The following is a 25,006-nucleotide window of genomic DNA, read 5'->3' as shown; positions in this document are numbered from 1 at the left end:
ACACAAGGAGAAATAACATGAACATCCTCGGACTCGACACCCTGGTCTTTGGCGTTGACGACATGGCGGGTTCGCGCCAATTCCTGCTCGACTACGGCCTGGACGAAGTCAGCTTCGACCCCGCCGTGGGCGGCGTGTTCGCGGCGCTGGACGGCACGTCCATCACCATCCGCCACTCGAACGACCCCAGCCTGCCGCCCCTGCCGCCGGGCGCCCATTCGCCCTGCCTGCGCGAGACCATTTACGGTGTGGACAACGCCGACACGCTGGCTGCGCTGAAGGCCGATCTGAGCCAGGACCGGCCGGTGGCGCAGGGCGCCGACGGCGTGCTGCGCACCATGGACGACGGCGGCTTTGCCATTGGCTTCCAGACCACCGTGCGCCGCCCCTACAGGGCGCGCTTCCTGGGCTTCAACGTGCCCGGCCAGCCGCCCGGCCGCGCGCCCAACGACTGCGCCGCCAACCCGGACGAGGTCATCAAGCCACGCTCCCTGAGCCATGTCGTCTACTTCGTGCCCGACGTGGCCAAGGCCGAGGCCTTCTACGCCCGTCTGGGTTTCGTGGTGACCGACCGCTTCAACCAGCTCGGTCCCTTCATGCGCCCGGCCGGCACGCAGGACCACCACACCCTGTTCATGATCGAGCGCCAGAACGAGCACATGGTCGGCTGCAACCACTTCACCTTCCACCTGGGGTCGTGTGCCGAGGTGCTGCAGCACGGCTGGAACTTCGTCAACAAGGGCTACAAGAGCTTCTGGGGCCCGGGCCGCCACATCCTGGGCAGCAACCACTTCTGGTACTTCAACAGCCCCTTCGGCGCCGTGATGGAGATCGACGCCGACATGGACCTGCACGACGAGCACTGGGTGCCGCGCAGCTGCGACCCGGGCAAGGACAACTCCCAGATCTTCCTGTTCGGCGCCCAGCCCAAGTGGGCGCCGGGAGAGTGATGCCCCCGATGGCCGAACAACGCCTCTGCGCGCTGGCCGACATCCCGGACGGCGGTTCACGCGGCCTGTTGCGTGAGGGGCTTGACGACCGGCTGTGTGTGGTGCGCCAGGGCGACGAGGTCTTCGTCTGGCTCAACGACTGCCCCCACGAGCACCGGCCCATGGAGTACCGGCAGGACCAGTTCCTCTCGGGCGACGGCGGCCACATCGTCTGCTACGCGCACTCGGCGCACTTCGACATTCGCAGCGGCCGCTGCTTTGCGGGTCCCTGCCTCGGCGAACACCTGGTGAAGGTGCCGGCACGCCTGCGCGACGGCGCGGTGTGGGTGCCCGCCGAGTTGCCCACCCTTTTTGACTGAAAGCCTGAATTCCCATGTTCCAGTATTTCCCCAGCAACTATGTGTGGAGCCTGTCCACGATGATTGCGCTGACCCACGGCGGCAACATCGGCGAGGTGGACGCGATGTGCGCGCCCATCCTGGAAGCGGCCCGCGCCGGCGACGACCCCGGCACCCTGGCGTTCTATGAAGCCTGGAAGCGCGGCGGCGACCAGTTGATCGCACTGGCCGAAGCCGACCTGCTGCGCGGGCACAAGCTCTCGGCCGGTGAAAAGTTCGGCCGTGCCGCGCTGTACCACGGCATCGCCGAGCGCATGCAGGCGCATGGCTTTGAGGCCCGGCTGGCGATGTACCAGCGCTCGCTGGCGCTGTTTGCGCTGGCGCGTGAGCATGGCCGCGAGAACTGCGAGCGCGTGGAGATTCCTTATGAGGGCACCCACCTCGCCGGCCTGCTGGTGCGCGCCGAGGGCGTGAGCGGCCCGGCGCCCACCGTGGTCGTGATGAACGGCCTGGACTCCACCAAGGAGATGCTGGCCAAGAGCGTGATGGGCACGATGTTCGCCCGCCGCGGCCTGTCGGCCCTGTTCATCGACCAGCCCGGCACCGGCGAAGCGCTGCGCCTGCACAAGCTGCCGGCGGTGCACAACACGGAAGTCTGGGCCTCGAAGGTGGTCGATTGGCTGGTGCAGCACCCCGAGGTGGCCCCGCAGCGCATCGGCGCCCTGGGCGTGTCGCTGGGCGGCTACTACTGCCCGCGCGCCGTGGCCTTCGAGCCGCGCTTTGCCTGCGGTGCCGTCTGGGGCGCCAACCACGACTGGCGCGAGGTGCAGCAGGCGCGCCTGCGCCGCGAGGGCGAGAACCCGGTGCCGCACTACTGGAAGCACGTGCAATGGGTGTTCGGCGCCAAGGACATGGACGACTTCCTGGTCAAGGCAGAACACATGCACCTGAACGGCGTGATGGACCGCATCACCGTGCCCTTCCTGATCACGCACGGCGAGAACGACCGCCAGATCCCGCTGAAGTATGCACACCAGAGCTACGAACAACTGGTGAACTGTCCCAGGAAGGACCTGTTCATCTTCGACCAGACCACCGGCGGCGTGGAGCACAGCTCGCTGGACAACCCCCACAACGCCGGCAACCAGATCGCCGACTGGCTGGCCGAGCAACTCGGCGGCCGCACGGTGTGACCCATCTATCGATCATTTCAGGAGGACAGAACATGGCACTCATTCAGAACGCACTCATCGTCGGCGGAGGCGTGGGCGGCATGTGCGCCGCCATCCAGCTGCGCAAACAGGGCGTTGCGGTCGACCTGGTCGAGATCAACCCCAACTGGGCGCCCGACGGCGCCGGCATCACCATCAGCGGCCCCACGCTGCGCGCGCTGCGCGAGGTCGGCGTCATCGACGAGGTGCTGCGCGAGGGCGGACACTGGAACGCGGTGGACATCTGTGGTCCTCAAGGGGACCTGCGGATGACCGTGCCGGTGGCTCCCGCCACCGGCGCCGAAGAGCTGCCCGGTGCCGGCGGCATCATGCGGCCGGTGCTGGCCGACATCCTGGGGAATGCCACCCTGCGAGCCGGCGCCCGGGTGCGGCTGGGGCTCAGCTTCCAGACCATGGTGCAGGACGACGAGGGGGTGGATGTCGTGTTCACCGACGGTTCGACCGGGCGCTATGACCTGGTGATCGGCGCGGACGGCGTCAACTCCGCCGTGCGCAAACTGGTCATGCCCGAGTTCCCAGGACCGCGGTTCAGCGGCCAGGGCTCGTGGCGCGCGGTGGTGCCGCGCCAGCGCGAGAACAGCACCATCTACATGGGCGCGACCACCAAGGCGGGCATGAACCCGATCAGCGCCACCGAGTGTTACCTGTTCGTGCTCGACAAACGCGCGGGCATGGACTTTATCGATCCCGCCGAATGGCCCGAGAAGCTGGCCGAGCTGCTGGAGGAATTCGGCGGCCAGGTGGGCGAGATCCGCGATGGCCTGCGCAACGGCCGCCTGAAGGATGCCAGGGTGCTCTACCGTCCGCTGGCCGGGCACATGATCCCGGGCCCCTGGCACAAGGGCCGCATCGTGCTGCTCGGCGACACGGTGCACGCCACCACGCCTCACCTGGCTTCGGGGGCCGGCATCGCCGTCGAAGGTGCCCTGGTGCTGGCCGAAGAACTGGGCCGCCGACACTATCTGGAAGGGGCGCTGCTGGCCTACGCCGGGCGACACTACGACCGCTCGCGCCTGGTCGTCACCGCCTCGGGCCGCATGGGTCAGATCGAGCAGGCCGGTGGTTCGCTGGAGGAGCACACGGCCATCATGCGCGACACCCAGACCCGTCTGCGTGCGCCGCTCTGAAACTGTTTTTTGGGAACTTGGAGAAGACACACATGGACATCCATTTCAACGGCCGCACGGCGGTGGTCACGGGCGCTGCGGGCGGCCTGGGTCGCGCCTTTGCGCTGAGACTGGCTGGCATGGGGCATCGCCTCGTCCTGACCGACCGCGAACCCTGCGACGCGCTGGCGCGGGAGATCGATGCGATGGGCGGGCAGGCCACGGCGATGAACTGCGATCTGTCGGACGCGGCCGACGTGCAGCGCTTTGCCGCCTCGGCGCTGGCGCTGACAGGCCGGGTCGATGTGCTGGTCAACAACGCCGCCTTCATGCCCATGGCACTGATACAGACAATCACTGCCGCGTTGTGGCGACAGATCATGACGGTCAATGTGGACGCGCCCTTCCTGCTCGCGCAGGCCTTCAGTGTCGGCATGGCCGAGCGTGGATGGGGCCGCATCGTCAACCTGGCCAGCAGCACGGTGTGGGGGCCGCCACCCGGCATGAGCGCCTATGCCTGCAGCAAGATGGGGGTGATCGGCTTGACCCGAGCGCTGGCCAGTGAACTGGGCGGGCAGGGCATCACCGTCAACGCGATCTCGCCCGGGCTGACCCGCCACCCCGGCAGCGCGGCCAACCTGCCGGAGCAGGCTTTCGAGGCCGTGAGGTCCCGGCAGTTCATCCCGCGGACGGAGGTGCCTGGCGATCTCACTGGGGCGCTGGCGTTCCTGGTGTCCGACGACGCTGCGTTCTACACCGGCCAGGTGATGAACGTGGACGGGGGCGGTTTCGGCTTCTGATCAGACGCCGATCTGGTCGAGCGCCGGCAGGGACTGGGCCTGGGCGATGATCTTCTCGCGCAGCCAATGGCTGCCGGGATCGAGGTCGCGGTAACGGTGCCATTGCAGCGTCTCGATCAGCCGGGGCGCCTCGAAATCCAGCCGAACCAGGCGCACCGGAAACTGCTGGGCGACCTGGATCGCCATCCGCGTGTGCAGCGTGGCCACGCGGATCGTCCCCTTGAGCAGCAGCGGCAGCAAGCCGAAGTTGTTGACCACCACCTCCACATGCGGGGGTGCGCCGTGTTCGCTGACGAACCAGGACTCGAAGTGGGGCCTGCCGTTGTTCTGCATCGTGATGTGGCGCAGGGCCTTGAACTGCGCCAGCGTGACACGGTCACCGACCGCCGTGTTGTCGCGGTCCACCACCGCGTGGTAGCTGTCTTCAAACAGATCGATGGACGCCTGGTTGGGGGTCGTGAAGCGCGCCGGGTTGATGACGAAATCGACCTCGCCGTTTTCCAGTTCGGTGGCGGCCATGTTGCTGGGCTGATGGAATTCCACGGTCACCCCGGGCGCCTCCTGGTGCACGTCGCGCAGCACGTCCAGCAGCAGCACCTGGGTCAGGTAGTCGGACGCGACGATGGAGAAGTGCCGGCGTGAGCTGGCCGGGTCGAACTCGGGCCGGATGGACAGCGTGGCGTCCAGTCGCAGCATCAGGTCGTTCACCTTTTCCACCAGCGTCTCGGCCAATGGCGTGAGTTCCATGCGCCGTCCGACCGGCGTGATCAGCGGGTCATCGAAGTACTCCCGCAGGCGGGCCAGCATGCCGCTCATGGCGGACTGTGTGACGTGCAGCTGTTCGCCTGCGCGCGTCACATTGCGTTCGGTGAGCAATGCGCGCAACGCGGTCAGCAGATTCAGATCGAGGCGTTGGTAGCGCATGGTGTCGCGGTGGTGGTGTGGCGGCAGTATAGAAATGTCTCGCGCGATTTCGGGGCCATCAAGGGTTTGCACTGATATGTGGGTTCCTGATGCGCTGCATCGCGAGATACGATTTCCGCGCCCGAGAACGGATGCATACCATGCGTGCACTTTCACCAAGGCAATCGCATGAGCATGACAAAGAATCCTCTGAAGGGCTGGCAGGTTGATCGATCCGACATCCGCACAAGGGGTGTCGATCTTCAGCGCCCCGAGTGCATCCTGGCCGAGCGCGATGGCACGCTCTGGACCGCCGACGCGCGTGGCGTCATGAAGCTGAACAACGACGGCAGCCAGGCGCTGATTCGTCAGCAGGGCGTGGCCGACCGCGACCTGAACGCCGCCGCGATGCTCATGGGCGGCAGCCTGCCCAACGGCATCGCGTTTGACCGGGACGGCCACATCCTCATCGCCAACTTCGGCACCGATGCGATCGAGCTGATGACCCGCGACGGGCAGTCCAGAACCCTGCACGACCGCATCGACGGCGAGCCTTTGGGCAAGACCAACTTCGTGCTCACCGATTCCCGGGGGCGCATCTGGTTCACCGTGACCACGCGCCTGCAACCCTGGACCCGGTCGATCAACGAGAAGGCGCCGGACGGCTACGTCGGCCTGATCGACGAGAAGGGCATCCGGATCGTTGCCGACGGTTTCGTCGGGACCAACGAAATCCGCCTCGACGCCAAGGAGGAGTGGCTCTATGTGGTCGAGTCGAATGCCCGGCGCATCTCTCGCCTGCGGGTGGCGGCGGACGGCTCTTGCAGCGACCGCGAGGTGTTCGGTCCGTCCAACCTGGGTGGCATTCCCGACGGCTTTGCGTTCGACGCGTTCGGCAACCTCTGGATCACCCTGATCATGGCCGAGCGGCTGGTGGCGCTGACACCCGAGGGCGAGTTGCTCACGCTGCTGGACGACGGCAAGCCCGAGGTCGTTGCCGAGTTTGATCGCCACTTCTACGACGGGACCATGACGCCCGAGGTCATGGCCAGCTGCAAAGGTAGCCTGGCGCCGTGGATGGCCAGCCTGACCTTCGGCGGTCCCGACTTGCGCACGGTGTACCTGGGCAGCCTGCTGGGGACCAGCCTGCCGTACTTCCGGTCACCGGTGGCGGGGTTGCCGCTGTCGCACTGGCATACGCGTTAACGGATTGATCAACGTGACGCTGGAGATCGCTGCATTTGCAATCCGTCCGGGGCAACAGCCCGGCTTTGAAGCTGCGTTTGCCAAGGCACAGCGCTTGCTGGTGGGCATGAAGGGCTATCTCTCCCACGACCTGCAACGCTCGGTGGACAGCGACCAGAGTTACGTGCTGTTGATCGAGTGGCGAGCGATTGAAGACGCCACCCTGGGGTTTCGCAAGTCGAACGAGTACGAACGGTGGATGGCGCTGTTGCAAAGCTTCCTGGTGGAGACTCCGCTGATCCAGCACTTCCATGCCGTCCGCTAGCGCCCTTTCACCGAACCAGCGTTCATCAGAACGCGTATCCAGACCTACAACCAGGAGACATCCATGACCATTCAACATTCGTTGGCCTCTCAGAGGTCGCTGTCGGCGGAAATCCCTGCACAGCCTCGCCTGATTCAGGCTTTCATTCTGCTCGTGACGGCCAGCCTGACCGTGCTGGTGACGGCCATTCTGGGGCCCAGTCTGCCGGAAATGCAGGCTCACTTCAAAGATGTGCCCGGCGCGGACTACCTGGTCCCGCTCACCATGACCGCACCGATGCTGATGATGGCGGCGCTGAGCGTCTTTGTTGGTGAATTGGCTGACCGTTTCGGCCGCAAGCGCCTGCTGGTGAGCTCCACAGCGTTCTACGCGGTGGTCGGTGCTGCACCCATGTTGCTGGACTCGCTGCCGGCCATCATCGCCAGCCGCTTCGCGCTGGGCATCCTGGAGGCGGTGCTGATGACCGTCAGCACCACGATGATCGGCGACTACTACGAGGGTGCCAAACGCGAACGCATGATGTCGCTGCAAACCACCGTGGCGGCGACATCGGCCTTCTTGCTGAACAACGTGGGCGGCATGATCGCCGAACACGGCTGGCGGGCACCCTATGCCGTATTCACCATCAGCCTGCTCCTCGCACCCTTGATGGTCATCTATCTGTGGGAGCCCAAAAACCGGGCCAGCATGACGACAGAGCAGCTCCGGCTGGACACTGATTCCTTTCGGCCGGGCCAGTTGGCATTTGTCTGTCTGCTCGCGGTCATGCTGGGCATTGTTTTCCTGACGGTGCCGGTGCACTTCGGTTATCTCCACGGTGACATCGGCGTGCAGTCACCGTCGCAGATCGGAATGGCCTATGGCATCAACAGCCTGGGGGTGATCAGCGGCACCTTGCTGTTCGGCTGGGTGCTCGCGCAGAGATTCAAGGTGCCATTCCAGTTGGCGTTCGGTTGTCTGCTGGGAGGCCTGGGCTTCTTCATGATGCAGTCGGCCACGAGCTACGGCAGCCTGACCATGGCCGGATTTTTCAACGGTCTGGGCGCCGGTGTACTGCTGCCAACCATGGTGACCTGGAACATGCGCGATCTGCCGGTTTCGCGCCGCGGCATGGGCACTGGGGCCTTTCAGTCGTGCTTGTTCTTTGGCATGTTTGTCAATCCCATCCTGATCGTCTGGCTGGAAAAGCACCTGGGTGGTGCCCGCGCCCTGGCCATCGGCCTGGAGGGTCAGGTTCTCATGGGGCTGGGGTTGGTCGCGCTGGTGGTTGGTATCTTGAAGAAAGGCCGCTGATCTGACTGTCTGCCAACACGGAGAACGCCATGCAAGGCCAAGTTGATGTGGGTCACAGGGTCAAACCTGCCAAGCCCAGCAAACGGGGCGACCGACTCAACGGCAAAGTGGCGGTGGTCACCGGCATCGGCGCGGGCATCGGCCGAGGCATCGCGCTGATGTTTGCCCAGCAGGGCGCCTGTGTGATCGGCTGCGACATCGACGTGGCCAGCGCCGAGGCCACCGTGGCCGCGGCGGCGGCCGAGGGGCTGACCATCCACAGCCTGCACCCGCTGGATCTCACGCAGCCCGCGCTCATTCGCCAGCTCTTCGACCGTGTGATGGCGCTGCACGGTGGCCTGGACATTCTGGTCAATGCCGCAGCGTTTGGTGCGTTCGAGTGGCTGGAGCAGATGGACTACGAAAGCCAGTGGCGCAAGACCCTCACCGGTGAAGTGGACATCGTGTTCCTGGCGTGCCAGGCGGCATGGCCCCTTCTCAAACAACGCGGTGGTGGCTCGGTCATCAACTTCGCGTCGGCCAACGCCCGCATGGCGCTGCCGCTGTCACCGGCGCTGGCGCACTGTGCCGGCAAAGGGGCGGTGCTGGCCATGAGCCGCCAGCTGGCGATGGAAGGCGGGCCACACGGCATCCGCGTCAACACCATCTCGCCCGCGCTGGTCGAATCGGCGGCCACACGCCATCCGCTGGACAACGTACCGGGCTTCAAAGAGCAGGCGCTGGAGAAGTTCATGATCAGGCGTCTGGGCCAACCCGAAGACATCGGCTGGCTGGCGATCTACCTCGCCTCGGACGAGGCGTCCTGGGTGACTGCTGCCGACTTCAACATCGACGCTGGCGCTACCGCCTGGTGAGGCTCGCTGGGTTCACCGTCCCGGGCAAATGAGTCTTCAGGGTCGAGCGACATTCGGGTCGCTTATTCTCGTGGGCCCGTCCAGCCTGCAAAGCACCGTCAATCAATCCGCGTCAGGCGCTCGTCCAGCCGGTCTTTCAGCCGGGTGAGCTGTTCGGTCAGGGCGGTCAGTTCGGCTGCGCTCAAATCGCCAAAGATCAGTTCGGCCACACCCGCGTCGGCCGTCTCGAAGCGCTCAACCGCCGCAAGTCCGGCGACCGTGGGCAGCAAGCGGTGGCTGCGCCGGTCGTCGGGGTGGTCCTCGCGGAGCAGCAGCCCCTCATCCAGTAGCTCCTTCACCAGCTGGGCCACCTGGCCCTTGTCGCGACCCGTGAGCAGGGCCAGGCCCTGCTGGGTGATGCCGGGCTGGTGTTGGCACAGCTGCAGCATGCGCAGCATGCATGGGCGCCGTGGCGGGCGCACCGTCACCTTCCATTCAAGGGAAAAGATTGCACCATCAAAACCTGGGATCAAACACCTAGGCCGAGCCAGACGGCTCCGCACACTCCGTCCCCAAACGCAGCCCGTCCAGATAGTCCGCCCACCGCTGCATCATCAGCCGCCTCGCGGGCAGGTGCGCAGTGCGGTTGTAGGCCCGACCGTTGACATCTTTCACAGCATGGGCCAACTGATGCTCAATGAGGTCCACACGTTCGTTCAACACCTCGTCCATGATCGTGCGGGCGGTCGCGCGAAAGCCGTGGCCCGTGTGGGTATCGGCGCTGTAGCCCATGGCGCGCAAGGCGGCGTTCACCGTGTTCTCGCTCATTGGGCGCTCGCCAGTGCGCAGACTTGGGAACACGTAGCGACCATGCCCGGAGACAGGTTGCACGCCGCGCAGAATTTCAACGGCCTGCCGGGACAGCGGCACGATGTGATCGTGTTTCATCTTCATTTTGGCACCGGGTATGCGCCACTCGGCGGCATCGAGGTCGATCTCGGCCCACGCCGCCGTGCGCAGTTCTCCGGGCCGTACGAACACCAGCGGGGACAGCTTCAAGGCGGCCAGGGTGCACGGGTGACCCTTGAAGTCCTGGATGGAGCGCAAGAGCTCGCCCACCAGCCTGGGGTCGGTGATGGCGGCGTGGTTGGCCGTGGTCTTGGCGGTCAGCGCGTCGCGCAAGTCGGCTGTGACGTCGCGCTCTGCAAGCCCGGTGACCACGGCGTAGCGGAACACCTGCCCACACAGCTGTTTCAGACGGTGGGCGGTGTCGATCGCGCCGCGGGCTTCGAGCTTGCGTACCACCCGCTCCAGCACGTCGCGCGGGCCGATGGTGGCGATGGGCATGTTGCCGATGAAGGGGAATGCGTCCTTCTCCAGCCAGGTCTTGACCTTCAGCTGGGTGATTTCCGCGCGCTTGGCCGATGTGCGCGCCAGCCAGTCCCGAGCCACGGCTTCGAACGTGTTCGCTGCCTCGGCGATCTTGGCCTGTTTTTCCTGGCGCTTCGCGGTGCTCGGATCGACGCCGTCGGCCAGCAAGGCTCTGGCCTTGTCGCGCCGCTGTCTGGCCTGGGCCAGTGTGACGGCGGGGTAGACGCCCAGTGCAAGCGTTTTCTGCTTGCCCAAGTAGCGGTAGCTGAGGCGCCAGTATTTGCCCGCATTCTTCACATGCAGGTACAGCCCCTGGCCATCGGCATACTTGTCGCCCGGTGGTTTTCCACTGGGCTTGGTGGTCCTCACGAAAGTGTCGGTCAGTGCCATCGCGTACCCCTTCTGTTGGTACTTCTGATGCTGGTATTTGCAAGTGCCAACTCAGATACCAACATTTCTCTGAGATTTAATGGTATCTCTTGGGAGCATTTGGAACAAGAAAAAACCCGCAATGCCAGTGGGCATGCGGGTTTCAAGAGCTTTCCGGGACTTTCTGGGACTTCAATCTGGTACCACCAACAGGAATCGAACCTGTATCTAGCGCTTAGGAGGCACTCGTTCTATCCATTGAACTATGGCGGCAGCAGGGCGCATTGTAAAGGCGGTAGGCCCGGGAGGGCCTGGGTCAGACCGCCTGGTCTGCCGCTTCGCGGCCCAGCAGGCTGCTGTGGGTGGGCACCTGTTCGCCCAGGAAGTCGAGGAAACGTCGCACGGCGGGGGTGAGGCCGCGGCGCGAGGGAAAGACCGCGTGCACGATACCCCGCGGCGGTTGCCAGTCGGGCAGCAGCCGGACCAGCCGGCCCTGGCGCAGGTCGTCTTCGCACATGTAGCTGGGCAGCCAGCACATGCCCGTGCCGGCGAGCGCGGCCAGGCGCAGCGTGAGCAGGTCGTCGGCCACGTAGCGCGGCGTGTGCTGCACAGTGGTTTCCCGCCCGTCCGGGCCGGTCAGGCGCACGCTGGCGCGGCCGTCGGTGGTCGACATGGCCATGCTGTCGAGCCGGCCCAGCTCTTCCAGCGTGGCGGGTGTGCCCTGCCGGGCCAGCAGCGCGGGGCTGGCCACCAGCACGGGCGCGTCGTCGCCCAGGCGCTTGATCACCAGGCTGCCGCTGTCGTCGAGCGTGGTGCGCACGCGCAGCGCCACGTCCACGCCTTCTTCCACCAGGTCGACCACGCGGTTGCTCACCAGCATCTCCACGCGCACCAGCGGGTTGCGCGCCAGGAATGCCGGCATCAGTTCGGCCAGCACGGTCTGCGCCAGCGTGACCGGGCAGGCCACGCGCAGGGTGCCGCGCGGCTCGGTCTGCACCTGGGCCACGGTGTCGGCCGCGGCCTGGGCCGATTCCCGCAACGCCTGGCAGTGGCGCAGGTAGGCCTCGCCGACCTCGGTGAGCGAGAGCTTGCGCGTGGTGCGCTGCAGCAGGCGCACACCGAGTTGCGCTTCCAGCCCGGCCACGCGGCGCGACAGCCGCGACTTGGGCAGGCCCAGCGCCCGGCCGGCCGCGGCGAAGCCGCCGCGTTCCACGACTTCGGCGAACAAGAGCATGTCGTTCAGGTCCTGCATGGTGCACCTCTCCGTTGATTGTCCTGATTATGGAACGATCAATATCAAATCTGGGGACTTATCAGTGAATCGCCACGAAAGCACAATCAATTCACCGCCACGCCACGTGGCTCACCCCTTTCAGGAGATCACCATGCAACTGCTGCACATCGATTCCGCCATCACCGGCGAACAGTCCGTTTCCCGCCAGCTCACCGCCCAAACCGTGGCCGCCTGGGTGGCCACCCACCCCGGCACCCAGGTGCAGCACCTGGACCTGGCCGCCGCCGTGGTGCCCCACCTGGGCGCCGACGCGCTGGGTTTCCGCACCGGTCAAGCCGCCGAAACCGCGATCCAGCGGGAAGAAAACGCGCTGTCCGAAGCGCTGGTGAGCCAGTTCCTGGCCGCCGACGTGATCGTGATCGGCGCGCCGCTCTACAACTTCTCGGTGCCGAGCCAGCTCAAGGCCTGGATCGACCGCCTGGCCCAGGCCGGCCGCACCTTCAAGTACACCGAGACGGGACCGGTGGGTCTGGCCGGCGGCAAGACGGTGATCGTGGCCATCACGCGCGGCGGCGTGTATTCGACCAGCGAAGCCGGTCGCGCCATGGAGCACCAGGAAAGCTACCTGCAGACCGTGTTCGGCTTCTTCGGCATCACCGACGTGCGCTTCGTGCGTGCCGAAGGCGTGGCCATGGGCCCGGACGCCAAGGCCCAGGCGCTGGCCACGGCCGAAAGCGAGATCCAGAGCCACACCGCGGTGGCGGCCAACCAGGCCGTGGTGGCCGAAGCAGCCTGAGTCAACACGGTTCCGGAGCGCCGTGCCTGAACCCGGAACACGGCGGAACCGGCTTGCCGGGCCGCAGCGAGCCAGCGATGGGGGTGGGCTCAGTCGTACCTGTGCGTGAAGATCAGGTCGATGGCGTTCTCGGTGCCGGCGCGGGCGCGCAAGGTCAGGCGTTTCGAGAGGTCGTACAGGATGGACACGGTGCTCATCGCACCGGTCACGCTCTGTTCGTAGCTCAGATAGAGGTCGCTGGAGAGGCGCTTGCCCAGGGTGAGGGCGGCGTCGGTGGTGGTGGTGCCGTCGGCGTTGGTGCGGGTGCCGGTGCTGGAGAAGCCGATCTCGTCCAGTCCCAGGGTCTTGGCCAGCGCGCTGTCGAGGGGTTCGCCGCCACGGGTGAGCAGCTGGCGCGCAGCCTGCTGCAGCACGAAGGCCTGCGCGCCGGCCGATGAAGCCGGGCGGCCGAGCACCAGCCAGGCCAGCTTGTCGCCATCGGGCAGGTCGGGCGCAGCGAACAGGCCCACGCGCGGCCCCTGCGCGTTGCCGGTGATCAGCACGCCCACGCGCTGTTCCGTGTTTTCCGGCAGCTTGCGCATGGCGCGGATGTCCAGTGCCGGGTCGTCGTAGGGGCCGTTGAAGCGCATCACGCCGGATTCGATGTTCAGTTGCTGGCCGTAGGCGCGGTAGGTACCGCTGGCGGTGCGCACCTCGCCGAACACGCGCGGTGTGGGCAGGGTGGGCGTGGCCAGCACGGTGAGCTGGCCTTCAAGCCGGGTCTGGATGCCCTGGCCGCGCACCTCGAACTGCGGGCCCAGGTCGAGGCTGATGGAGACGTCGGGCAACACGCGCTGCGCGTCGCTGGCCTCGGTGGGCAGGGTGCGTGTGGTGCGCACGACCACGTCGGCGTCCAGGCTGGGGGCCCTTTCATCGGGCAGGATGAACAGCGCCGAATCGGCCTTGAGCTGCCCGCGCAACTGCAGCTCCCGGCCGGCGAGTTTCGCGCTGACGTTGCCCGAGAGCGTGAGGCGGCGGTCGGCCCGGTTGGACACGCGCAAGCGCTGCGCCGTGGCCTGCAGCTCGATGAACGGCTGACGCAGCAGGCTGCCGGGCACGGCGCGCCATTCGGCCTGGCCACTGGCTTCGAGCGTGCCGCCGACGGCGGCGCCGCCCGGACCTTGCAGGCTGAAGCGGTCCACGCTGATGCGGTCGCCCACGAGGGTGGCGCGCAGCTGCCCGTTGCTGAAGGCGAAGCCGTCCACCAGCGAGCGCAGCGCCAGTTGATCGCCCTGCAGGTTGCCGCGCCACGCGGGCGCGCCGCGCGTGCCGCCCAGGGTGGCGTCGGCCGTGAGCGTGCCGCTCATGCGCCAGCCCGGCGGCGCCAGCAAGGACCACACGCCCACCTGCGGCAGCCGCACCTGCGCCGTGCCGCTGATCGGCGTGCTGGAGGGCCACCAGCGGTCGAGCAGGCTGGCGTTGGTGTTGGCGCCGCCCGGGTTGAGCCGGGACGACGCGTCGGCGCGGGCCTGGCCCAGGCGTTCGGTGTCCCAGCGCACGAGCGCCTGCACCTCGCGGTCTTGCACCCGCAGGCTGATGCGTGCGTCTTTCACGCCGGCCGTCACCGGGCTGCCGGGCGCAGTGGCGCCTGACGTGGCGGACGCCACGCTGCCGTTGTCCTGCCAGCGCAGGTCGCCACCGCGGCGCTGGAGCGTGGCCGACAGCGTCAACGGCGAGGCCGTGTCGGCGGGCACGCGCAGGTCCCAGTCGCCGTCGAACACCAGGTCGCCGCTCAGGTTGTTCGCCGCGATCGGCCCGCGGCCGGGCGGCTGGCCCAGCGCCGTCAGCGCATCGACCCAGGCCAGGGACAGGCCTTGCAGGCGACCCTGGGTCTCCAGTGCCTGCGCTCGCCAGACCAGGCGCTGCCAGCTGAGGGTGATCGGCGTGTCCAGGGCCGGTGCCGTGCCGGGCTGGGGCCGCAGCTGCAGCTCGCCCGTGCCGGCGTCCACGGCCAGACCGGTCGCCGGTGTGTTTTGCCAGCGCAGCTGGAGCGGCTGGGCGTTTTGCAGCGTCCAGCTGGTGGGGGCGGTGGTGTCGCCTGGCTGGTTTTCCGCCAGGCTCAGCGACAGGCGGCTCAAGTCCAGCCGGCCAGCGCCGGGTGTCAGGGTGCTGTTGCCGGCGGCGGCCAGCGTGGCTTGCCAGGGTGCGGCACTGGCGCTGCCCTGGGCGCTGAGTTGCAGGGCGTTCATCGGACCTTCGGCCCGGAGCGACACACCGCTGAACACGGTGGCCGCGGCTTGGCCGGTCTGCAAGCTCAGGCGTGGCACGGTCACCGAGGCTTGCAGCCGGGGCGCTGCAACGCCACCTTCCGGTCGGGTCTCACCCGGCGGCACCGGCCAGCCCAGCGCACCCAGACCCCCCACCCAGCCCAGACGGGCGCTGCCGCTGCCCTCGGCACGCAGCGCGTCCTGGCCGTCCAGCGCCGCGCGCACGGATTCGCCCACAAAAGGCAGGTTCTGCAGGCTGCGCATCCAGGCCAGCACGCGGGCTGCGCTGTCCAGCTGCAGGCGGGTTTCGCCCTGGCCCTGCGCGTAGGCGGCCTGGCCCTTCGCTTCAAGCCGGGCACCGGGCAGCTGCAGGCTCAGTTGGCCGTCGTAGGCCCAGCGCGTGGTATCGAGTTGGCCGCTGGCATCCAGCTGGGCGTCGGCCATGCGCACGCGCGCATCAATGAGTTCGAGCACCCCGTGCACGGGCGAGGCGGCGTCCGGTCGCCATTGCCCTTTAACGCGCACCTCGCTCAGGCGCAGGCCGCCGAGCTGGGCGCCGGCCGGCTGGCGGGCCGAAGGCAGGACGCGGGCACTCAGATCCAGCGCGTTGGATGCCTTGGCGTCGGGGGCGGCCTGGGCGCTGAACTGGCCGTCCAGCGCACCCGGGGCCAGCGGGCTCCAGAGCAGGGCGGGGCGGATGCCCAGGGCCGACAGTTCGCCCTGCCACTGGCTCACGGTGGTGGTGGCGCCCGCCGTGTCGAGGTTGAACGCGCCCTGGCCTTTCAGTTCACCACCGCCCAGGCGCGCTTCCAGGCCGGAGACGGTCCAGCGCTTGCCGAGCTGCTGGATGTGTGCCTTCAGGCTTTGCAGCGGCAGGCCTTTCTGATCGGCGGGGCCGATGAGCGTGTTGTCGAGGGCGAGCTGCGCGCGCCAGCCGTCGCCCTCGGGCCGGGCCTGCAGCCGGCCGCTCAGGGCTGTGGCGGGCGCGGTGGGCCAGAGCGCGGCGAGGTTCAGGGCCTGGGTGTTCAGGTCGGCGCTCACCAGCGGCTGGGCGGCCCAGGGCATGACGCGGGCGGTGAGCGCGAGCGTGGTTTCAGGGCCGGTGGTGCCGGGCGCGCCCTGGGCGTTGGCGCTCAGGTCCAGCGCGGCTTGTGCGCCGGCGAGCGTGCCGCGTGCCCGGGCTTCGGCGGCCAGGCTCAGGCCGGCACCGTCGGGCACGGTGGTGCGGATGTCGCCCTGCAGGTCCAGCGCCAGCGGCATCGGGGCTTCGCCGCCGAGGCTGAGCTGCGCGCGGTAGTGGCCGTCGGCGAGCTGCAGCGTGTCCAGGCGCAGGCGGTGGGCGGTGCTCAGGCCCGGGGTGTCGGGCAGCGCGGGCGCGTCCCCCGCATCGCTCAGGGCGCCGTAACGGTAGTGCCCGCGAATGCCGTCGAGCTTGAGCGTTGTCTTGCCCATGAGTTCAAAGTGGTCCACGCTGAACGCCAGGCTCAGCGGCAAGGGCAGCGTGAGCGCCTGCAGCGGTTCGGTCGGCGTGGGTGCTCGTTGATCGTCCACACGCAGCGTGCGGATGGTCAGCGCCTTCGGGTGCGCACCGCGGCCGAGCAGGGCGCCAGTCCACAGCGCTTCGTTCCAGTCCAGCTGCACGCCCTCGGCCTGCACGCTGAGCGCGCCCCGTGTCCAGCGCAGCGCGGCGATGCGCCCGCCGCCGCGCAGGCTGCCTTCGACGCCCTCGGTGTGCAGCTGGCCCAGGGTGTCGGTGCGCCCCTGCATCCAGCGGTCGGCCCAGCCCAGCGCCTGCGCCAGCGAGCCCGGCGTGGCGGCCCAGAGCCATAACGCCACACCGCCAGCAAGCAGCAGGGCGATCAGCGCGCCGGGCAGCCACAGGGCCAGCCAACCCAGGCGCCGCCCCGGCGGACGCGGCCCGCGCGCCGGGGTGTCGGGCGGTGGGGGCGGGTTGTGTGCTTCGTTCATGGGTGTCAGAAGCTGAAGCCGACGTTGAGGTGAACGCGCAAGCGTTTCGCGTCCACGCCGTAGGCCAGGTCCAGCTGCAGCGGCCCCACCGGGCTGTTGTAGCGCAGGCCCGCGCCCACGCCCACCCGGGTGTCCACTTGCGAGGTCTGGTTGGTCACCGTGCCCGCGTCCACGAACAGCACGCTTTCCCACGCCGTGCGCAGGCCGTTGCGCCAGATCGGGCGCTGCCACTCCAGGCTGGCCACGCCCAGGTAGCGTCCGGCCGTGACGCTGCCGTCGGGTTGCACCACGCCGATGTCGCGCAGGCCGTAGCCACGCACCGTGGTGTCGCCGCCGGTGAGGAAGAGCAGGGTGTCGGGGATGGGCGCGTCGCGGTTCGCCTGCACCGCGCCGCCCTGCAGGCGCAAGGCCAGCCGGCCGAGGCGGCTGCTGGACGCAGCGTTGCCCGGCGTGTTGCCGGTCGTGAGCCATTCGTCGAGGACCTCGGTCACGGGATCCAGCGGCCAGTAGCCGAGCCAGCGCGCCTGGGTGCTGACGAAGGGCCGGCGCACGCTGCCCAGCGTCATGCCGACACCGAGCGTGAGGCCCAGACCGTAGCCCCGGTTGGGGTAGGGCAGGGTGTCGAAGCGGCGCCAGGTCCAGCCGTAGTTGGCCGAGATGGCGGCCTCATTGCCATCGGATGAGGCCTGCGCCGACGCGGTGTTGACGGTGCGCGCGCGGTCGAACTGCAGGAAATAGCGGCGGTCGAGCAGGGCGCTGGCCTGCGCCTTGCCCGCGCTGAGCCGCAGGCTGGAGAGGGTGGTTTCATCGTCGATCTGGCGCGCCAGGCGCCCACCGGCGAGCCAGTGCCAGCCGTCGTCTTCGATCGGCGCGCTCCAGTCGGACGAGAGCTGCTGGTCGTTGCGTTCGAGCTGCAGCTTGCTCAGCGCCTGCCAGCCAATGCCGGGCACGCGCAGGTGCTTGTGTTCCGCCGAGAGGCGAGGGCCGTTGTTGGTGCTGCCGCCCACGCCGAGCACGATGCTCTGCAGCTGGGCTTCTTTCACCTGCACCACCACCGGCGCCGCACTGTCCCGATCAGCGCCCTCGGGCTCCAGTTCGACGTAGGCGAAGACCGACGTGTAAAAGCCGCTGTCGGTGATTTTCTGCTGGGCGTCCTGCAGCCGGGAGAGGCTGTAGTCGGCACCGGGCCGCAGGCCGGCCAGACCCACCAGCCGCTCCACGGTGGCCGTGCCGTAGCGCTCGGCGCCTTCCACCCGCACAGCACCCACCTGCACCGACGGCCCGGAGTCGAGCTCGATGTGCCAGTGGGCGGCGTTCGCCGTGGTGTCGATGTCGCTCAGGCTGTTGACGATGCGGCCGCGCGGGTAGCGCTCGCTGGTGAGCTGGCGCAGGGTGTCGGCCTTCACCTGGCCCCAGCCGGATTGCGTGAAACTGCGGCCCACCGCCTGCTGGCCGCTGCGCTGGATGGTTTCGCGCTGGGCCGCCGCCGCTTCGGCGGTCGCGATGTCCCCCCGGAAATAGACGCTGGACGACGCGACCGACGTCATCGGGCCCGGTTCGACGCGGATGCGCACTGTGCCCAGCGCGGGCGCTTGCGCGTCGCCAGGCGTGGCGGGCTCGCGGCGGACGCTGATCACCGGCGAAAAGTGGCCCTGCGTGCCCAGCAGGTTGCGCAGGTTCTCAGGGGCGGCAATCAGCAGGCGGTCGAGTTCGTTGCCGTCCAGGTCCTGCAGGCTGCGAAAACGCTGGAGGTCGACGTGGCGCAACAGGAAGGGTTGAAGGTTTGCCGGGGCTTCCAGCTCGATGCCGAAGCGCGCCGGGCCTGTTGCGGCGCCGTCGGCATCATCCTGCGGAGTGACGGCTGTGCCAGCGGTGTCAGGTCCGGGCGTGGCCAGCGTCTGCGCCGCGGCCCCGAGCGGCAGCAGCAAAAGCAGACAAAAAAGCCGTGTGGAAGCCACACGGCGCAGCAGGGGGAGGTTCATGCGGGGCTATTTCGAGAGCATCCTCATCGTGTCCTCCAGCCCCTTGAGGGTCAGCGGGTACATGCGCTGGCCCATCAGTTGCTGGATCACGCTGATGCTCTGTCGATACTGCCACACCCCTTGAGGTTCCGGGTTGATCCAGGCGAATTTGGGAAACGTGTGCGTCAGGCGCTGCAGCCACTCGGCGCCCGCTTCCTCGTTGTTGTATTCCACGCTGCCGCCGGGTTGCAGTATTTCGTAAGGACTCATGGTCGCGTCGCCCACGAAGATGAGTTTGTAGTCCTTGTTGTACTTGCGCATGATGTCCCAGGTCGGGAACTTCTCGGCGTAGCGGCGGCGGTTGTTCTTCCAGACGAAGTCGTAGACGCAGTTGTGGAAGTAATAGAACTCCAGGTGCTTGAACTCGCTCTTGACCGCCGAGAACAGTTCCTCGACGCGCTGGATGTGTTCGTCCATGGTGCCGCCCACGTCCATCAGCAGCAGTACCTTCACGTTGTTGTGCCGCTCCGGGATCATCTTGATATCCAGCCAGCCGGCGTTGGCGGCGGTGGCGCGGATGGTGTCGGGCAGGTCGAGTTCGAGGTCGTTGCCTTCGCGCGCGAACTTGCGCAGGCGGCGCAGCGCGACCTTGATGTTGCGCGTGCCGAGCTCCTGCGTGTCGTCGTAGTCGCGGTAGGCGCGCTGTTCCCACACCTTGACGGCCGTCTTGTTGCCGCCCTTGCCACCGATGCGGATGCCCTGCGGGTTCTTGCCACCGTGGCCAAACGGCGAGGTGCCGCCGGTACCGATCCACTTGCTGCCGCCTTCGTGGCGTTCCTTCTGCTCTTCGAGCCGCTTCTTCAGCGTCTCCATCAGCTCGTCCCAGTCCATCTTGGGCGCGTTGGCGATCTGCTCGGCCGAGAGGATGCGCTCCAGCTCCTGGCGCAGCCAGTCGGCCGGGATCGGCTTGGTGAAATCGGCGATCATCTCCACGCCCTTGAAGTAGGCGGCGAAGGCGCGGTCGAACTTGTCGAAGTGCTTCTCGTCCTTCACCAGCGCCGTGCGGCTGAGGAAGTAGAAATCGTCCATGGTGCAGGCGTCCGGATTCGTCGGCCCCACCACGTCGGCCTGCAGCGCTTCGAGCAGGGTGAGGAATTCCTTGACCGAGACCGGCAGCTTGGCTGCACGCAGGGTGTAGAAGAAGTCGATCAGCATGGCAGATCTCCAGACGTCGAGTGAACGCGCCACCAGCGCCCCGCCGCCGGGCCGCCCCAAGGCGGGGCAGCCCCCTCGGGGGGCAGCGACCCGTGAAACGGCGGAGCGTGGGGGCTCATCGATTCCGCTGGTTCATGAACACCAGCTTTTCGAACAGCGTGGTGTCCTGTTCGTTCTTGAGCAAGGCGCCCACCAGCGGCGGGATGCTGACCTTGCTGTCGGCGCTTTGCAGCGCTTCGAGCGGGATGTCTTCGGCCAGCAGCAGCTTGAGCCAGTCCAGCAGCTCGCTGGTGCTGGGCTTCTTTTTCAGGCCGGGCAGGTTGCGCACGTCGTAGAACGTTTTCATCGCCGCGGTCAGCAGGTCTTGCTTGAGGTCGGGGAAGTGCACGTCCACGATGCGCTTCATGGTTTCGGCGTCGGGGAATTTGATGTAGTGGAAGAAGCAGCGGCGCAGGAAGGCGTCGGGCAGTTCCTTTTCGTTGTTGGAGGTGATGAACACCAGCGGGCGGTGTTTGGCCTTGACCAGTTCGCGCGTCTCGTAGCAGTAGAACTCCATGCGGTCGAGTTCGCGCAGCAGGTCGTTGGGGAACTCGATGTCGGCCTTGTCGATTTCGTCGATCAGCAGCGCCACCGGCTGGTCGGCCGTGAAGGCCTGCCAGAGCACGCCCTTGACGATGTAGTTGTGGATGTCCTTGACCTTCTCGTCGCCCAGCTGCGAATCGCGCAGGCGGCTCACCGCGTCGTATTCGTACAGCCCCTGCTGCGCCTTGGTGGTGCTCTTGATGTGCCACTGCAGCAGCGGCAGCTTCAGCGCTTCGGCCACCTCCTCGGCCAGCATGGTCTTGCCGGTGCCGGGTTCGCCCTTGACGAGCAGCGGGCGCTTCAGGGTGATGGCGGCGTTGACGGCCAGCATCAGGTCCTGGGTGGCGACGTAATTCTGGGAGCCTTGGAATTTCATGACGTGGACGGGGGTTTGGGAAGGGAAAACGCTGGGTGGGCGGGCCGCGGTCCACTGACCGCAGCGCAGGGGATCAGGGTAATCAATAAGTGGCTGGTGATGATCGAGTCTATATAATCGAGCATTGATTTTTATCAATCATCCATCTCATTGTGCTTGCAAAATGAACCAACTGTTGCCCATGATCGCCCGTTCACTTGTCGCCGCTGCGACGTTCTCCGCGGTCGCGCTGACCGCCCAGGCGCAGGGCCTCACCGGCAACGCGGACGCCGGTCAGAAGAAGGCCGACATGTGCATCGGTTGCCATGGCATCCCGGGCTACCAGAACAGTTTTCCCGAAATCCACAAAGTCCCCAAGATTTCGGGCCAGTCGGACAAATACATCGTGGCGGCCCTGACCGCTTACAAGAGTGGTGAACGCAAGCACCCGTCCATGCGCGGCATCGCCGCTTCGCTGAGCGAGCAGGACATGGCCGATCTGGGCGCTTTCTACGCATCGCATGCGTCAAAAACCGCCACCGAAACCCCGAAGGCGGCCAACGAAGTCACGCTGGCGCTGATCGAAAAGGGTGCCTGCGCTTCCTGCCACGGCGCCAACTTCAGCAAGCCGATCGATCCGAGCTACCCCAAGATTGGTGGCCAGCACGCCGACTACCTGTTCGTGGCCCTCAAGGCCTACACGGTCGAGGGCAACAGCGTGGTCGGTCGCGCCAACCCCATCATGGCCGGCATGGCCAAGCAGTACACCCCGGCCGAAATGCGCCAGATTGCCAAGTACCTGGCTTCGCTCGACGGCGAGCTGTCGGTGGTGCCGCAGTCGCGCTTCCGCTGATCGTTGCACCGTTCATGAAAAAGCCGCTCGTTGAGCGGCTTTTTTGTGTCAGTCCTGCGTCGCCCGGCGGCGCACCTGGTCGATGTAGGCCTGGCCGTCGGGCGGTCGGCCGGCGCGCTGGCTTTCCCAGAGCATGGTGCCCAGGCATTCCATCACCTCGTGGTGTGCGGCGTGCAGATCGCCGCGTCGCGCGGCCAGCAGTTCCACCGCCTGGCGGATGCCAGGTGGCTGGTCGATGCTGCACTGTTCGCTGATCGACAGGTGCATCGACAGGTGCAGGAAAGGGTTCTCGCTGGCGCCGCTGCCCGCTTCGCCAAGGCGGGCGAGCGCCGCGTCCACGTCGGAAAGCTCGGCGTGGTATTCGGGGTGTTCGGCGATCCACTGGCCGGCCAGGGTCTCGATGGCTTCCATGGGTTGTTCGCCCAGGCGCTTGGCATGGACCGAACAGAAAAATCGCCGCACATCGGCTTGTGACGGAATGAACATGGATGCATTATCCTGCATGTTTTGAAAACAGGAGACAAGCCATGAACCAAGCCTTCATCTGCGATGCGATCCGCACCCCCTTCGGCCGCTACGGCGGCGCCCTCAGCTCGGTGCGCACCGACGACCTCGGCGCCATTCCCCTCAGAGCCCTGATGGCGCGCAACCCGAACGTGGACTGGGCCGCGATCACCGACGTGCTCTTTGGCTGCGCCAACCAGGCCGGGGAAGACAACCGCAACGTCGCCCACATGAGCAGCCTGCTCGCCGGCCTGCCGCTGGAAGTGCCTGGCGCCACCATCAACCGCCTGTGCGGCTCGGGCCTGGACGCGGTGGGCACTGCAGCCCGGGCCATCAAGGCCGGTGAAGCCGGCCTGATGATCGCCGGCGGCGTGGAAAGCATGAGTCGCGCCCCCTTCGTCATGCCCAAAGCCGAGAGTGCCTTCAGTCGCGCCAACGCCGTGTACGACACCACCATCGGCTGGCGCTTCGTCAACAAGCTGATGAAAGCACAGTACGGTGTGGACTCCATGCCCGAGACGGCCGAAAACGTGGCCACGGAATTCAAGATCGAGCGCGAAGCGCAGGACCGCATGGCGCTCTCAAGCCAGATGAAGGCTGTCGCCGCCATCCAGGCCGGTCACCTGGCGCGCGAAATCTGTCCGGTGAGCATCCCGCAGAAGAAGGGCGACGCCATCGTCGTGGACACCGACGAACACCCGCGCGAAACCAGCCTGGAAACGCTGGCCAGGCTCAAGGGCGTGGTGCGACCCGACGGCACCGTGACGGCCGGCAACGCCAGCGGCGTGAACGACGGCGCCTGCGCGCTGCTGCTGGCCGACGAAGCCACCGCTGCCAAGAATGGCCTGACGCCCAAGGCCCGCATCGTGGGCATGGCGACGGCGGGCGTGGCCCCGCGCATCATGGGCATCGGCCCGGCACCGGCCACGCAGAAGGTGCTGGCGCTCACCGGCCTGGCGCTGGACCAGCTCGACGTGATCGAACTCAACGAAGCCTTTGCCGCGCAAGGCCTGGCCGTGCTGCGCACCCTGGGCCTGAACGATGACGACGCGCGCGTCAACGCCTGGGGCGGCGCGATCGCGCTGGGCCATCCGCTGGGCGCCAGCGGTGCGCGCCTGGCCACCACGGCGGTGAACCGCCTGCACGCCACCGGCGGACGCTACGCGCTGTGCACCATGTGCATTGGTGTCGGGCAGGGCATTGCCTTGATCATCGAGCGCGTCTGACCACAGGGAGCCGACATGTACTACGAGCCCGGTGTCACCGCCCACGGCCTGCCGCACGATCCCTTCAAGTCCTGCGTGGTGCCCCGGCCGATCGGCTGGATTTCCACCATGGACGGTCAGGGGCGCCACAACCTGGCGCCCTACAGCCAGTTCCAGAACGGGACCTTCAACCCGCCAATCGTGATGTTCTCGGCCAACCAGGACACCGGTGGGCAACGCAAGGACTCGGTGCGCAACGCGGAAGAAACCGGTGAGTTTGTCTGGAACATGGCCACCTACGCGTTGCGCGATGCGGTCAACATCAGCGCCGAGGAACTGCCGCACGGTGTGGACGAATTCGAACGCGCGGGGCTCACCAAGCTGCCCTCGCGCAAGGTCAGGCCGGCGCGCGTGGCGGGCTCGCCGATCCAGTTCGAGTGCGTGTACCTCAACACCTTGCGCTTTCCCGGCGTGCCGCCCATGGGCACGGCCGACGTGGTGTTCGGGCGCGTCGTGGCGGTGCACATCGCCGATGAGGTGATCACGCCCGAGGGGCTGGTGGATGTGCTGAAGATCCAGCCGCTGGCGCGCATGGGCTACTTCGACTACACCTTCGTGGACAACAAGTTCCAGATGGTGATCCCGGGCAACAGCCGGGCCTTGCTGGCCGGGCTGGAAGGTTCGCCCGACAAGGCGGGCGTCGCACTGAAACCCTGATCGGCGGTCCGCTCAGGTGCGCCAGGCGGGCAGCTGCCAGTTGCGCCACAGCGCCAGCGCCCGCAGCCCGGCCGTGACGGCCACGCAGGCGACCAGCGCCAGCCAGCCGGGCGCGTCCAGTTGCCACAGGCCCACATACACCCAGCCGCCCACGAAGGCACACACCGCGTAGGGGCGGTGGTCGTGGAAAGCGGTCGGGATTTCATTGCACACCACGTCGCGCAGCACGCCGCCGAACACGCCGGTGATCAGGCCCATGAGCACGGCCACCAGCGCGGGCAGTTCCAGCAGCAGCGCCTGGTGAACGCCAGTGGCGGCGAACAGGCCCAGGCCCAGCGCGTCGGGCCACTGGATGGCCTTTTCGGTCAGGGCAAAATGGCGCACCCGCAAGAACAGCATGGCCAGCACGCACAGGGCCAACACCCCCCACAAGATCTCCACATGGCGCACCCAGAAGAACGGCCGCTGGTCCAGCAGCAGGTCGCGCAGCGTGCCGCCGCCGAAGGCGGTGAGGAAACCGACCACGCACACGCCCACCGCATCGAGCCGCTTGCGCGCGCCCTCCATGATCCCGGCGAGCGCGAAAGCCGCCGTGCCCGCCAGCTCCACCAGCAGACGCAGGGTCTCACCCCAGAATTGAACGTTTTGCATCGCCCGATTGTCGC

At 67.2% G+C, this 25,006-nt stretch carries 23 protein-coding genes and 1 tRNA gene; 13 read left to right on the top strand and 11 right to left on the bottom strand.

Annotation, left to right across the window (positions count from 1 at the left end; translation table 11 throughout):
- Window positions 1-17: 17 nt before the first annotated feature.
- The 5 genes from AC23D4_RS11110 to AC23D4_RS11090 are packed head-to-tail and all read left to right on the top strand — an operon-like array spanning window position 18 to window position 4,426.
- On the top strand, window positions 18-950 hold the full coding sequence (locus AC23D4_RS11110; protein WP_472887614.1) for a VOC family protein: 933 nt from the start codon (window positions 18-20) through the stop codon (window positions 948-950).
- A gap of 8 nt (window positions 951-958) precedes the next feature.
- Window positions 959-1,309, top strand: coding sequence for a Rieske (2Fe-2S) protein (locus AC23D4_RS11105; RefSeq protein WP_487623607.1), 351 nt, complete (start codon window positions 959-961; stop codon window positions 1,307-1,309).
- A gap of 14 nt (window positions 1,310-1,323) precedes the next feature.
- The gene (locus tag AC23D4_RS11100; RefSeq protein WP_472887612.1) at window positions 1,324-2,481 is read left to right on the top strand and encodes an alpha/beta hydrolase family protein; all 1,158 of its coding nucleotides are present in this window, start codon (window positions 1,324-1,326) and stop codon (window positions 2,479-2,481) included.
- 32 nt (window positions 2,482-2,513) lie between these two features.
- Window positions 2,514-3,647 (top strand): FAD-dependent oxidoreductase, encoded by a 1,134-nt coding sequence (locus AC23D4_RS11095; protein WP_472887611.1) that lies wholly within the window; start codon window positions 2,514-2,516, stop codon window positions 3,645-3,647.
- A gap of 32 nt (window positions 3,648-3,679) precedes the next feature.
- Complete coding sequence (locus tag AC23D4_RS11090; protein WP_472887610.1) at window positions 3,680-4,426, top strand: SDR family NAD(P)-dependent oxidoreductase; 747 nt, start codon at window positions 3,680-3,682, stop codon at window positions 4,424-4,426.
- Here the strand turns inward: AC23D4_RS11090 and AC23D4_RS11085 are convergent, their stop codons facing one another.
- Window positions 4,427-5,350, bottom strand: a complete 924-nt coding sequence (locus tag AC23D4_RS11085; protein WP_472887609.1) for a LysR family transcriptional regulator — start codon at window positions 5,348-5,350, stop codon at window positions 4,427-4,429.
- Window positions 5,351-5,524: 174 nt separating this feature from the next.
- On the opposite strand from AC23D4_RS11085, the gene AC23D4_RS11080 reads away from it, so the two are divergent.
- The 4 genes from AC23D4_RS11080 to AC23D4_RS11065 all read left to right on the top strand — a co-directional run bounded on the left by AC23D4_RS11080 (window position 5,525) and on the right by AC23D4_RS11065 (window position 8,986).
- Window positions 5,525-6,535, top strand: a complete 1,011-nt coding sequence (locus tag AC23D4_RS11080) for an SMP-30/gluconolactonase/LRE family protein (protein ID WP_472887608.1) — start codon at window positions 5,525-5,527, stop codon at window positions 6,533-6,535.
- Window positions 6,536-6,548: 13 nt separating this feature from the next.
- Window positions 6,549-6,839, top strand: a complete 291-nt coding sequence (locus AC23D4_RS11075) for an antibiotic biosynthesis monooxygenase family protein (protein WP_472887607.1) — start codon at window positions 6,549-6,551, stop codon at window positions 6,837-6,839.
- A gap of 63 nt (window positions 6,840-6,902) precedes the next feature.
- A complete protein-coding gene (locus AC23D4_RS11070) occupies window positions 6,903-8,132 on the top strand; it encodes an MFS transporter (protein ID WP_472887606.1) in 1,230 nt (409 codons plus the stop codon).
- Between the two features lie 29 nt (window positions 8,133-8,161).
- The gene (locus AC23D4_RS11065; RefSeq protein WP_472887605.1) at window positions 8,162-8,986 is read left to right on the top strand and encodes an SDR family NAD(P)-dependent oxidoreductase; all 825 of its coding nucleotides are present in this window, start codon (window positions 8,162-8,164) and stop codon (window positions 8,984-8,986) included.
- Between the two features lie 98 nt (window positions 8,987-9,084).
- Here AC23D4_RS11065 and AC23D4_RS11060 read toward each other — a convergent pair whose 3' ends face one another.
- From AC23D4_RS11060 to AC23D4_RS11045, 4 genes are all read right to left on the bottom strand, one after another.
- Complete coding sequence (locus tag AC23D4_RS11060) at window positions 9,085-9,423, bottom strand: MarR family winged helix-turn-helix transcriptional regulator (protein ID WP_472887604.1); 339 nt, start codon at window positions 9,421-9,423, stop codon at window positions 9,085-9,087.
- A gap of 79 nt (window positions 9,424-9,502) precedes the next feature.
- Window positions 9,503-10,726: a tyrosine-type recombinase/integrase gene (locus tag AC23D4_RS11055; RefSeq protein ID WP_472887603.1), complete on the bottom strand. Its 1,224-nt coding sequence runs from the start codon at window positions 10,724-10,726 to the stop codon at window positions 9,503-9,505.
- A gap of 177 nt (window positions 10,727-10,903) precedes the next feature.
- Window positions 10,904-10,978, bottom strand: a tRNA-Arg gene (locus AC23D4_RS11050).
- Between the two features lie 43 nt (window positions 10,979-11,021).
- The gene (locus AC23D4_RS11045; protein ID WP_472887602.1) at window positions 11,022-11,957 is read right to left on the bottom strand and encodes a LysR substrate-binding domain-containing protein; all 936 of its coding nucleotides are present in this window, start codon (window positions 11,955-11,957) and stop codon (window positions 11,022-11,024) included.
- Window positions 11,958-12,090: 133 nt separating this feature from the next.
- Here AC23D4_RS11045 and AC23D4_RS11040 point away from each other — a divergent pair, with 133 nt between their 5' ends.
- The gene (locus tag AC23D4_RS11040; protein ID WP_472887601.1) at window positions 12,091-12,735 is read left to right on the top strand and encodes an FMN-dependent NADH-azoreductase; all 645 of its coding nucleotides are present in this window, start codon (window positions 12,091-12,093) and stop codon (window positions 12,733-12,735) included.
- Between the two features lie 89 nt (window positions 12,736-12,824).
- Here the strand turns inward: AC23D4_RS11040 and AC23D4_RS11035 are convergent, their stop codons facing one another.
- The 4 genes from AC23D4_RS11035 to AC23D4_RS11020 all read right to left on the bottom strand — a co-directional run bounded on the left by AC23D4_RS11035 (window position 12,825) and on the right by AC23D4_RS11020 (window position 21,083).
- Entirely contained in the window at window positions 12,825-16,949 is a 4,125-nt protein-coding gene (locus AC23D4_RS11035; protein WP_472887600.1) for a translocation/assembly module TamB domain-containing protein, read from the bottom strand.
- Window positions 16,950-16,954: 5 nt separating this feature from the next.
- Complete coding sequence (locus AC23D4_RS11030; protein WP_472887599.1) at window positions 16,955-18,931, bottom strand: autotransporter assembly complex protein TamA; 1,977 nt, start codon at window positions 18,929-18,931, stop codon at window positions 16,955-16,957.
- A gap of 6 nt (window positions 18,932-18,937) precedes the next feature.
- On the bottom strand, window positions 18,938-20,125 hold the full coding sequence (locus AC23D4_RS11025) for a vWA domain-containing protein (protein WP_472887598.1): 1,188 nt from the start codon (window positions 20,123-20,125) through the stop codon (window positions 18,938-18,940).
- Window positions 20,126-20,240: 115 nt separating this feature from the next.
- Window positions 20,241-21,083: an AAA family ATPase gene (locus AC23D4_RS11020; protein WP_472887597.1), complete on the bottom strand. Its 843-nt coding sequence runs from the start codon at window positions 21,081-21,083 to the stop codon at window positions 20,241-20,243.
- A gap of 163 nt (window positions 21,084-21,246) precedes the next feature.
- Between AC23D4_RS11020 and AC23D4_RS11015 the strand changes: the two genes are divergently transcribed.
- Window positions 21,247-21,915, top strand: coding sequence for a c-type cytochrome (locus tag AC23D4_RS11015; protein WP_304778350.1), 669 nt, complete (start codon window positions 21,247-21,249; stop codon window positions 21,913-21,915).
- A 48-nt stretch (window positions 21,916-21,963) separates the two neighbouring features.
- Here AC23D4_RS11015 and AC23D4_RS11010 read toward each other — a convergent pair whose 3' ends face one another.
- On the bottom strand, window positions 21,964-22,401 hold the full coding sequence (locus AC23D4_RS11010; RefSeq protein WP_472887596.1) for a DUF1841 family protein: 438 nt from the start codon (window positions 22,399-22,401) through the stop codon (window positions 21,964-21,966).
- A gap of 41 nt (window positions 22,402-22,442) precedes the next feature.
- Here AC23D4_RS11010 and pcaF point away from each other — a divergent pair, with 41 nt between their 5' ends.
- Together pcaF and AC23D4_RS11000 are read left to right on the top strand one after the other, a co-directional pair.
- On the top strand, window positions 22,443-23,645 hold the full coding sequence (gene pcaF, locus AC23D4_RS11005) for a 3-oxoadipyl-CoA thiolase (RefSeq protein WP_472887595.1): 1,203 nt from the start codon (window positions 22,443-22,445) through the stop codon (window positions 23,643-23,645).
- A 15-nt stretch (window positions 23,646-23,660) separates the two neighbouring features.
- Window positions 23,661-24,341 (top strand): flavin reductase family protein, encoded by a 681-nt coding sequence (locus AC23D4_RS11000; RefSeq protein ID WP_472887594.1) that lies wholly within the window; start codon window positions 23,661-23,663, stop codon window positions 24,339-24,341.
- Window positions 24,342-24,353: 12 nt separating this feature from the next.
- Here AC23D4_RS11000 and AC23D4_RS10995 read toward each other — a convergent pair whose 3' ends face one another.
- Window positions 24,354-24,992, bottom strand: a complete 639-nt coding sequence (locus AC23D4_RS10995; protein WP_472887593.1) for a trimeric intracellular cation channel family protein — start codon at window positions 24,990-24,992, stop codon at window positions 24,354-24,356.
- Between the last annotated feature and the right edge of the window lie 14 nt (window positions 24,993-25,006).

It is taken from the genome of Hydrogenophaga sp. L76 (assembly GCF_057654755.1).
This window is presented reverse-complemented; position numbering and strand designations above follow the sequence as displayed.

What these genes read in the sequence shown, in the direction of transcription:
- AC23D4_RS11110 (WP_472887614.1), top strand. Translation starts at nt 18, where the DNA reads ATGAACATCCTCGGACTCGACACCCTGGTCTTTGGCGTTGACGACATG.
- AC23D4_RS11105 (WP_487623607.1), top strand. Translation starts at nt 959, where the DNA reads ATGGCCGAACAACGCCTCTGCGCGCTGGCCGACATCCCGGACGGCGGT.
- AC23D4_RS11100 (WP_472887612.1), top strand. Translation starts at nt 1,324, where the DNA reads ATGTTCCAGTATTTCCCCAGCAACTATGTGTGGAGCCTGTCCACGATG.
- AC23D4_RS11095 (WP_472887611.1), top strand. Translation starts at nt 2,514, where the DNA reads ATGGCACTCATTCAGAACGCACTCATCGTCGGCGGAGGCGTGGGCGGC.
- AC23D4_RS11090 (WP_472887610.1), top strand. Translation starts at nt 3,680, where the DNA reads ATGGACATCCATTTCAACGGCCGCACGGCGGTGGTCACGGGCGCTGCG.
- AC23D4_RS11085 (WP_472887609.1), bottom strand. Translation starts at nt 5,350, where the DNA reads ATGCGCTACCAACGCCTCGATCTGAATCTGCTGACCGCGTTGCGCGCA.
- AC23D4_RS11080 (WP_472887608.1), top strand. Translation starts at nt 5,525, where the DNA reads ATGACAAAGAATCCTCTGAAGGGCTGGCAGGTTGATCGATCCGACATC.
- AC23D4_RS11070 (WP_472887606.1), top strand. Translation starts at nt 6,903, where the DNA reads ATGACCATTCAACATTCGTTGGCCTCTCAGAGGTCGCTGTCGGCGGAA.
- AC23D4_RS11065 (WP_472887605.1), top strand. Translation starts at nt 8,162, where the DNA reads ATGCAAGGCCAAGTTGATGTGGGTCACAGGGTCAAACCTGCCAAGCCC.
- AC23D4_RS11060 (WP_472887604.1), bottom strand. Translation starts at nt 9,423, where the DNA reads ATGCTGCGCATGCTGCAGCTGTGCCAACACCAGCCCGGCATCACCCAG.
- AC23D4_RS11055 (WP_472887603.1), bottom strand. Translation starts at nt 10,726, where the DNA reads ATGGCACTGACCGACACTTTCGTGAGGACCACCAAGCCCAGTGGAAAA.
- AC23D4_RS11045 (WP_472887602.1), bottom strand. Translation starts at nt 11,957, where the DNA reads ATGCAGGACCTGAACGACATGCTCTTGTTCGCCGAAGTCGTGGAACGC.
- AC23D4_RS11040 (WP_472887601.1), top strand. Translation starts at nt 12,091, where the DNA reads ATGCAACTGCTGCACATCGATTCCGCCATCACCGGCGAACAGTCCGTT.
- AC23D4_RS11035 (WP_472887600.1), bottom strand. Translation starts at nt 16,949, where the DNA reads ATGAACGAAGCACACAACCCGCCCCCACCGCCCGACACCCCGGCGCGC.
- AC23D4_RS11030 (WP_472887599.1), bottom strand. Translation starts at nt 18,931, where the DNA reads ATGAACCTCCCCCTGCTGCGCCGTGTGGCTTCCACACGGCTTTTTTGT.
- AC23D4_RS11025 (WP_472887598.1), bottom strand. Translation starts at nt 20,125, where the DNA reads ATGCTGATCGACTTCTTCTACACCCTGCGTGCAGCCAAGCTGCCGGTC.
- AC23D4_RS11020 (WP_472887597.1), bottom strand. Translation starts at nt 21,083, where the DNA reads ATGAAATTCCAAGGCTCCCAGAATTACGTCGCCACCCAGGACCTGATG.
- AC23D4_RS11015 (WP_304778350.1), top strand. Translation starts at nt 21,247, where the DNA reads ATGAACCAACTGTTGCCCATGATCGCCCGTTCACTTGTCGCCGCTGCG.
- AC23D4_RS11010 (WP_472887596.1), bottom strand. Translation starts at nt 22,401, where the DNA reads ATGTTCATTCCGTCACAAGCCGATGTGCGGCGATTTTTCTGTTCGGTC.
- pcaF (WP_472887595.1), top strand. Translation starts at nt 22,443, where the DNA reads ATGAACCAAGCCTTCATCTGCGATGCGATCCGCACCCCCTTCGGCCGC.
- AC23D4_RS11000 (WP_472887594.1), top strand. Translation starts at nt 23,661, where the DNA reads ATGTACTACGAGCCCGGTGTCACCGCCCACGGCCTGCCGCACGATCCC.
- AC23D4_RS10995 (WP_472887593.1), bottom strand. Translation starts at nt 24,992, where the DNA reads ATGCAAAACGTTCAATTCTGGGGTGAGACCCTGCGTCTGCTGGTGGAG.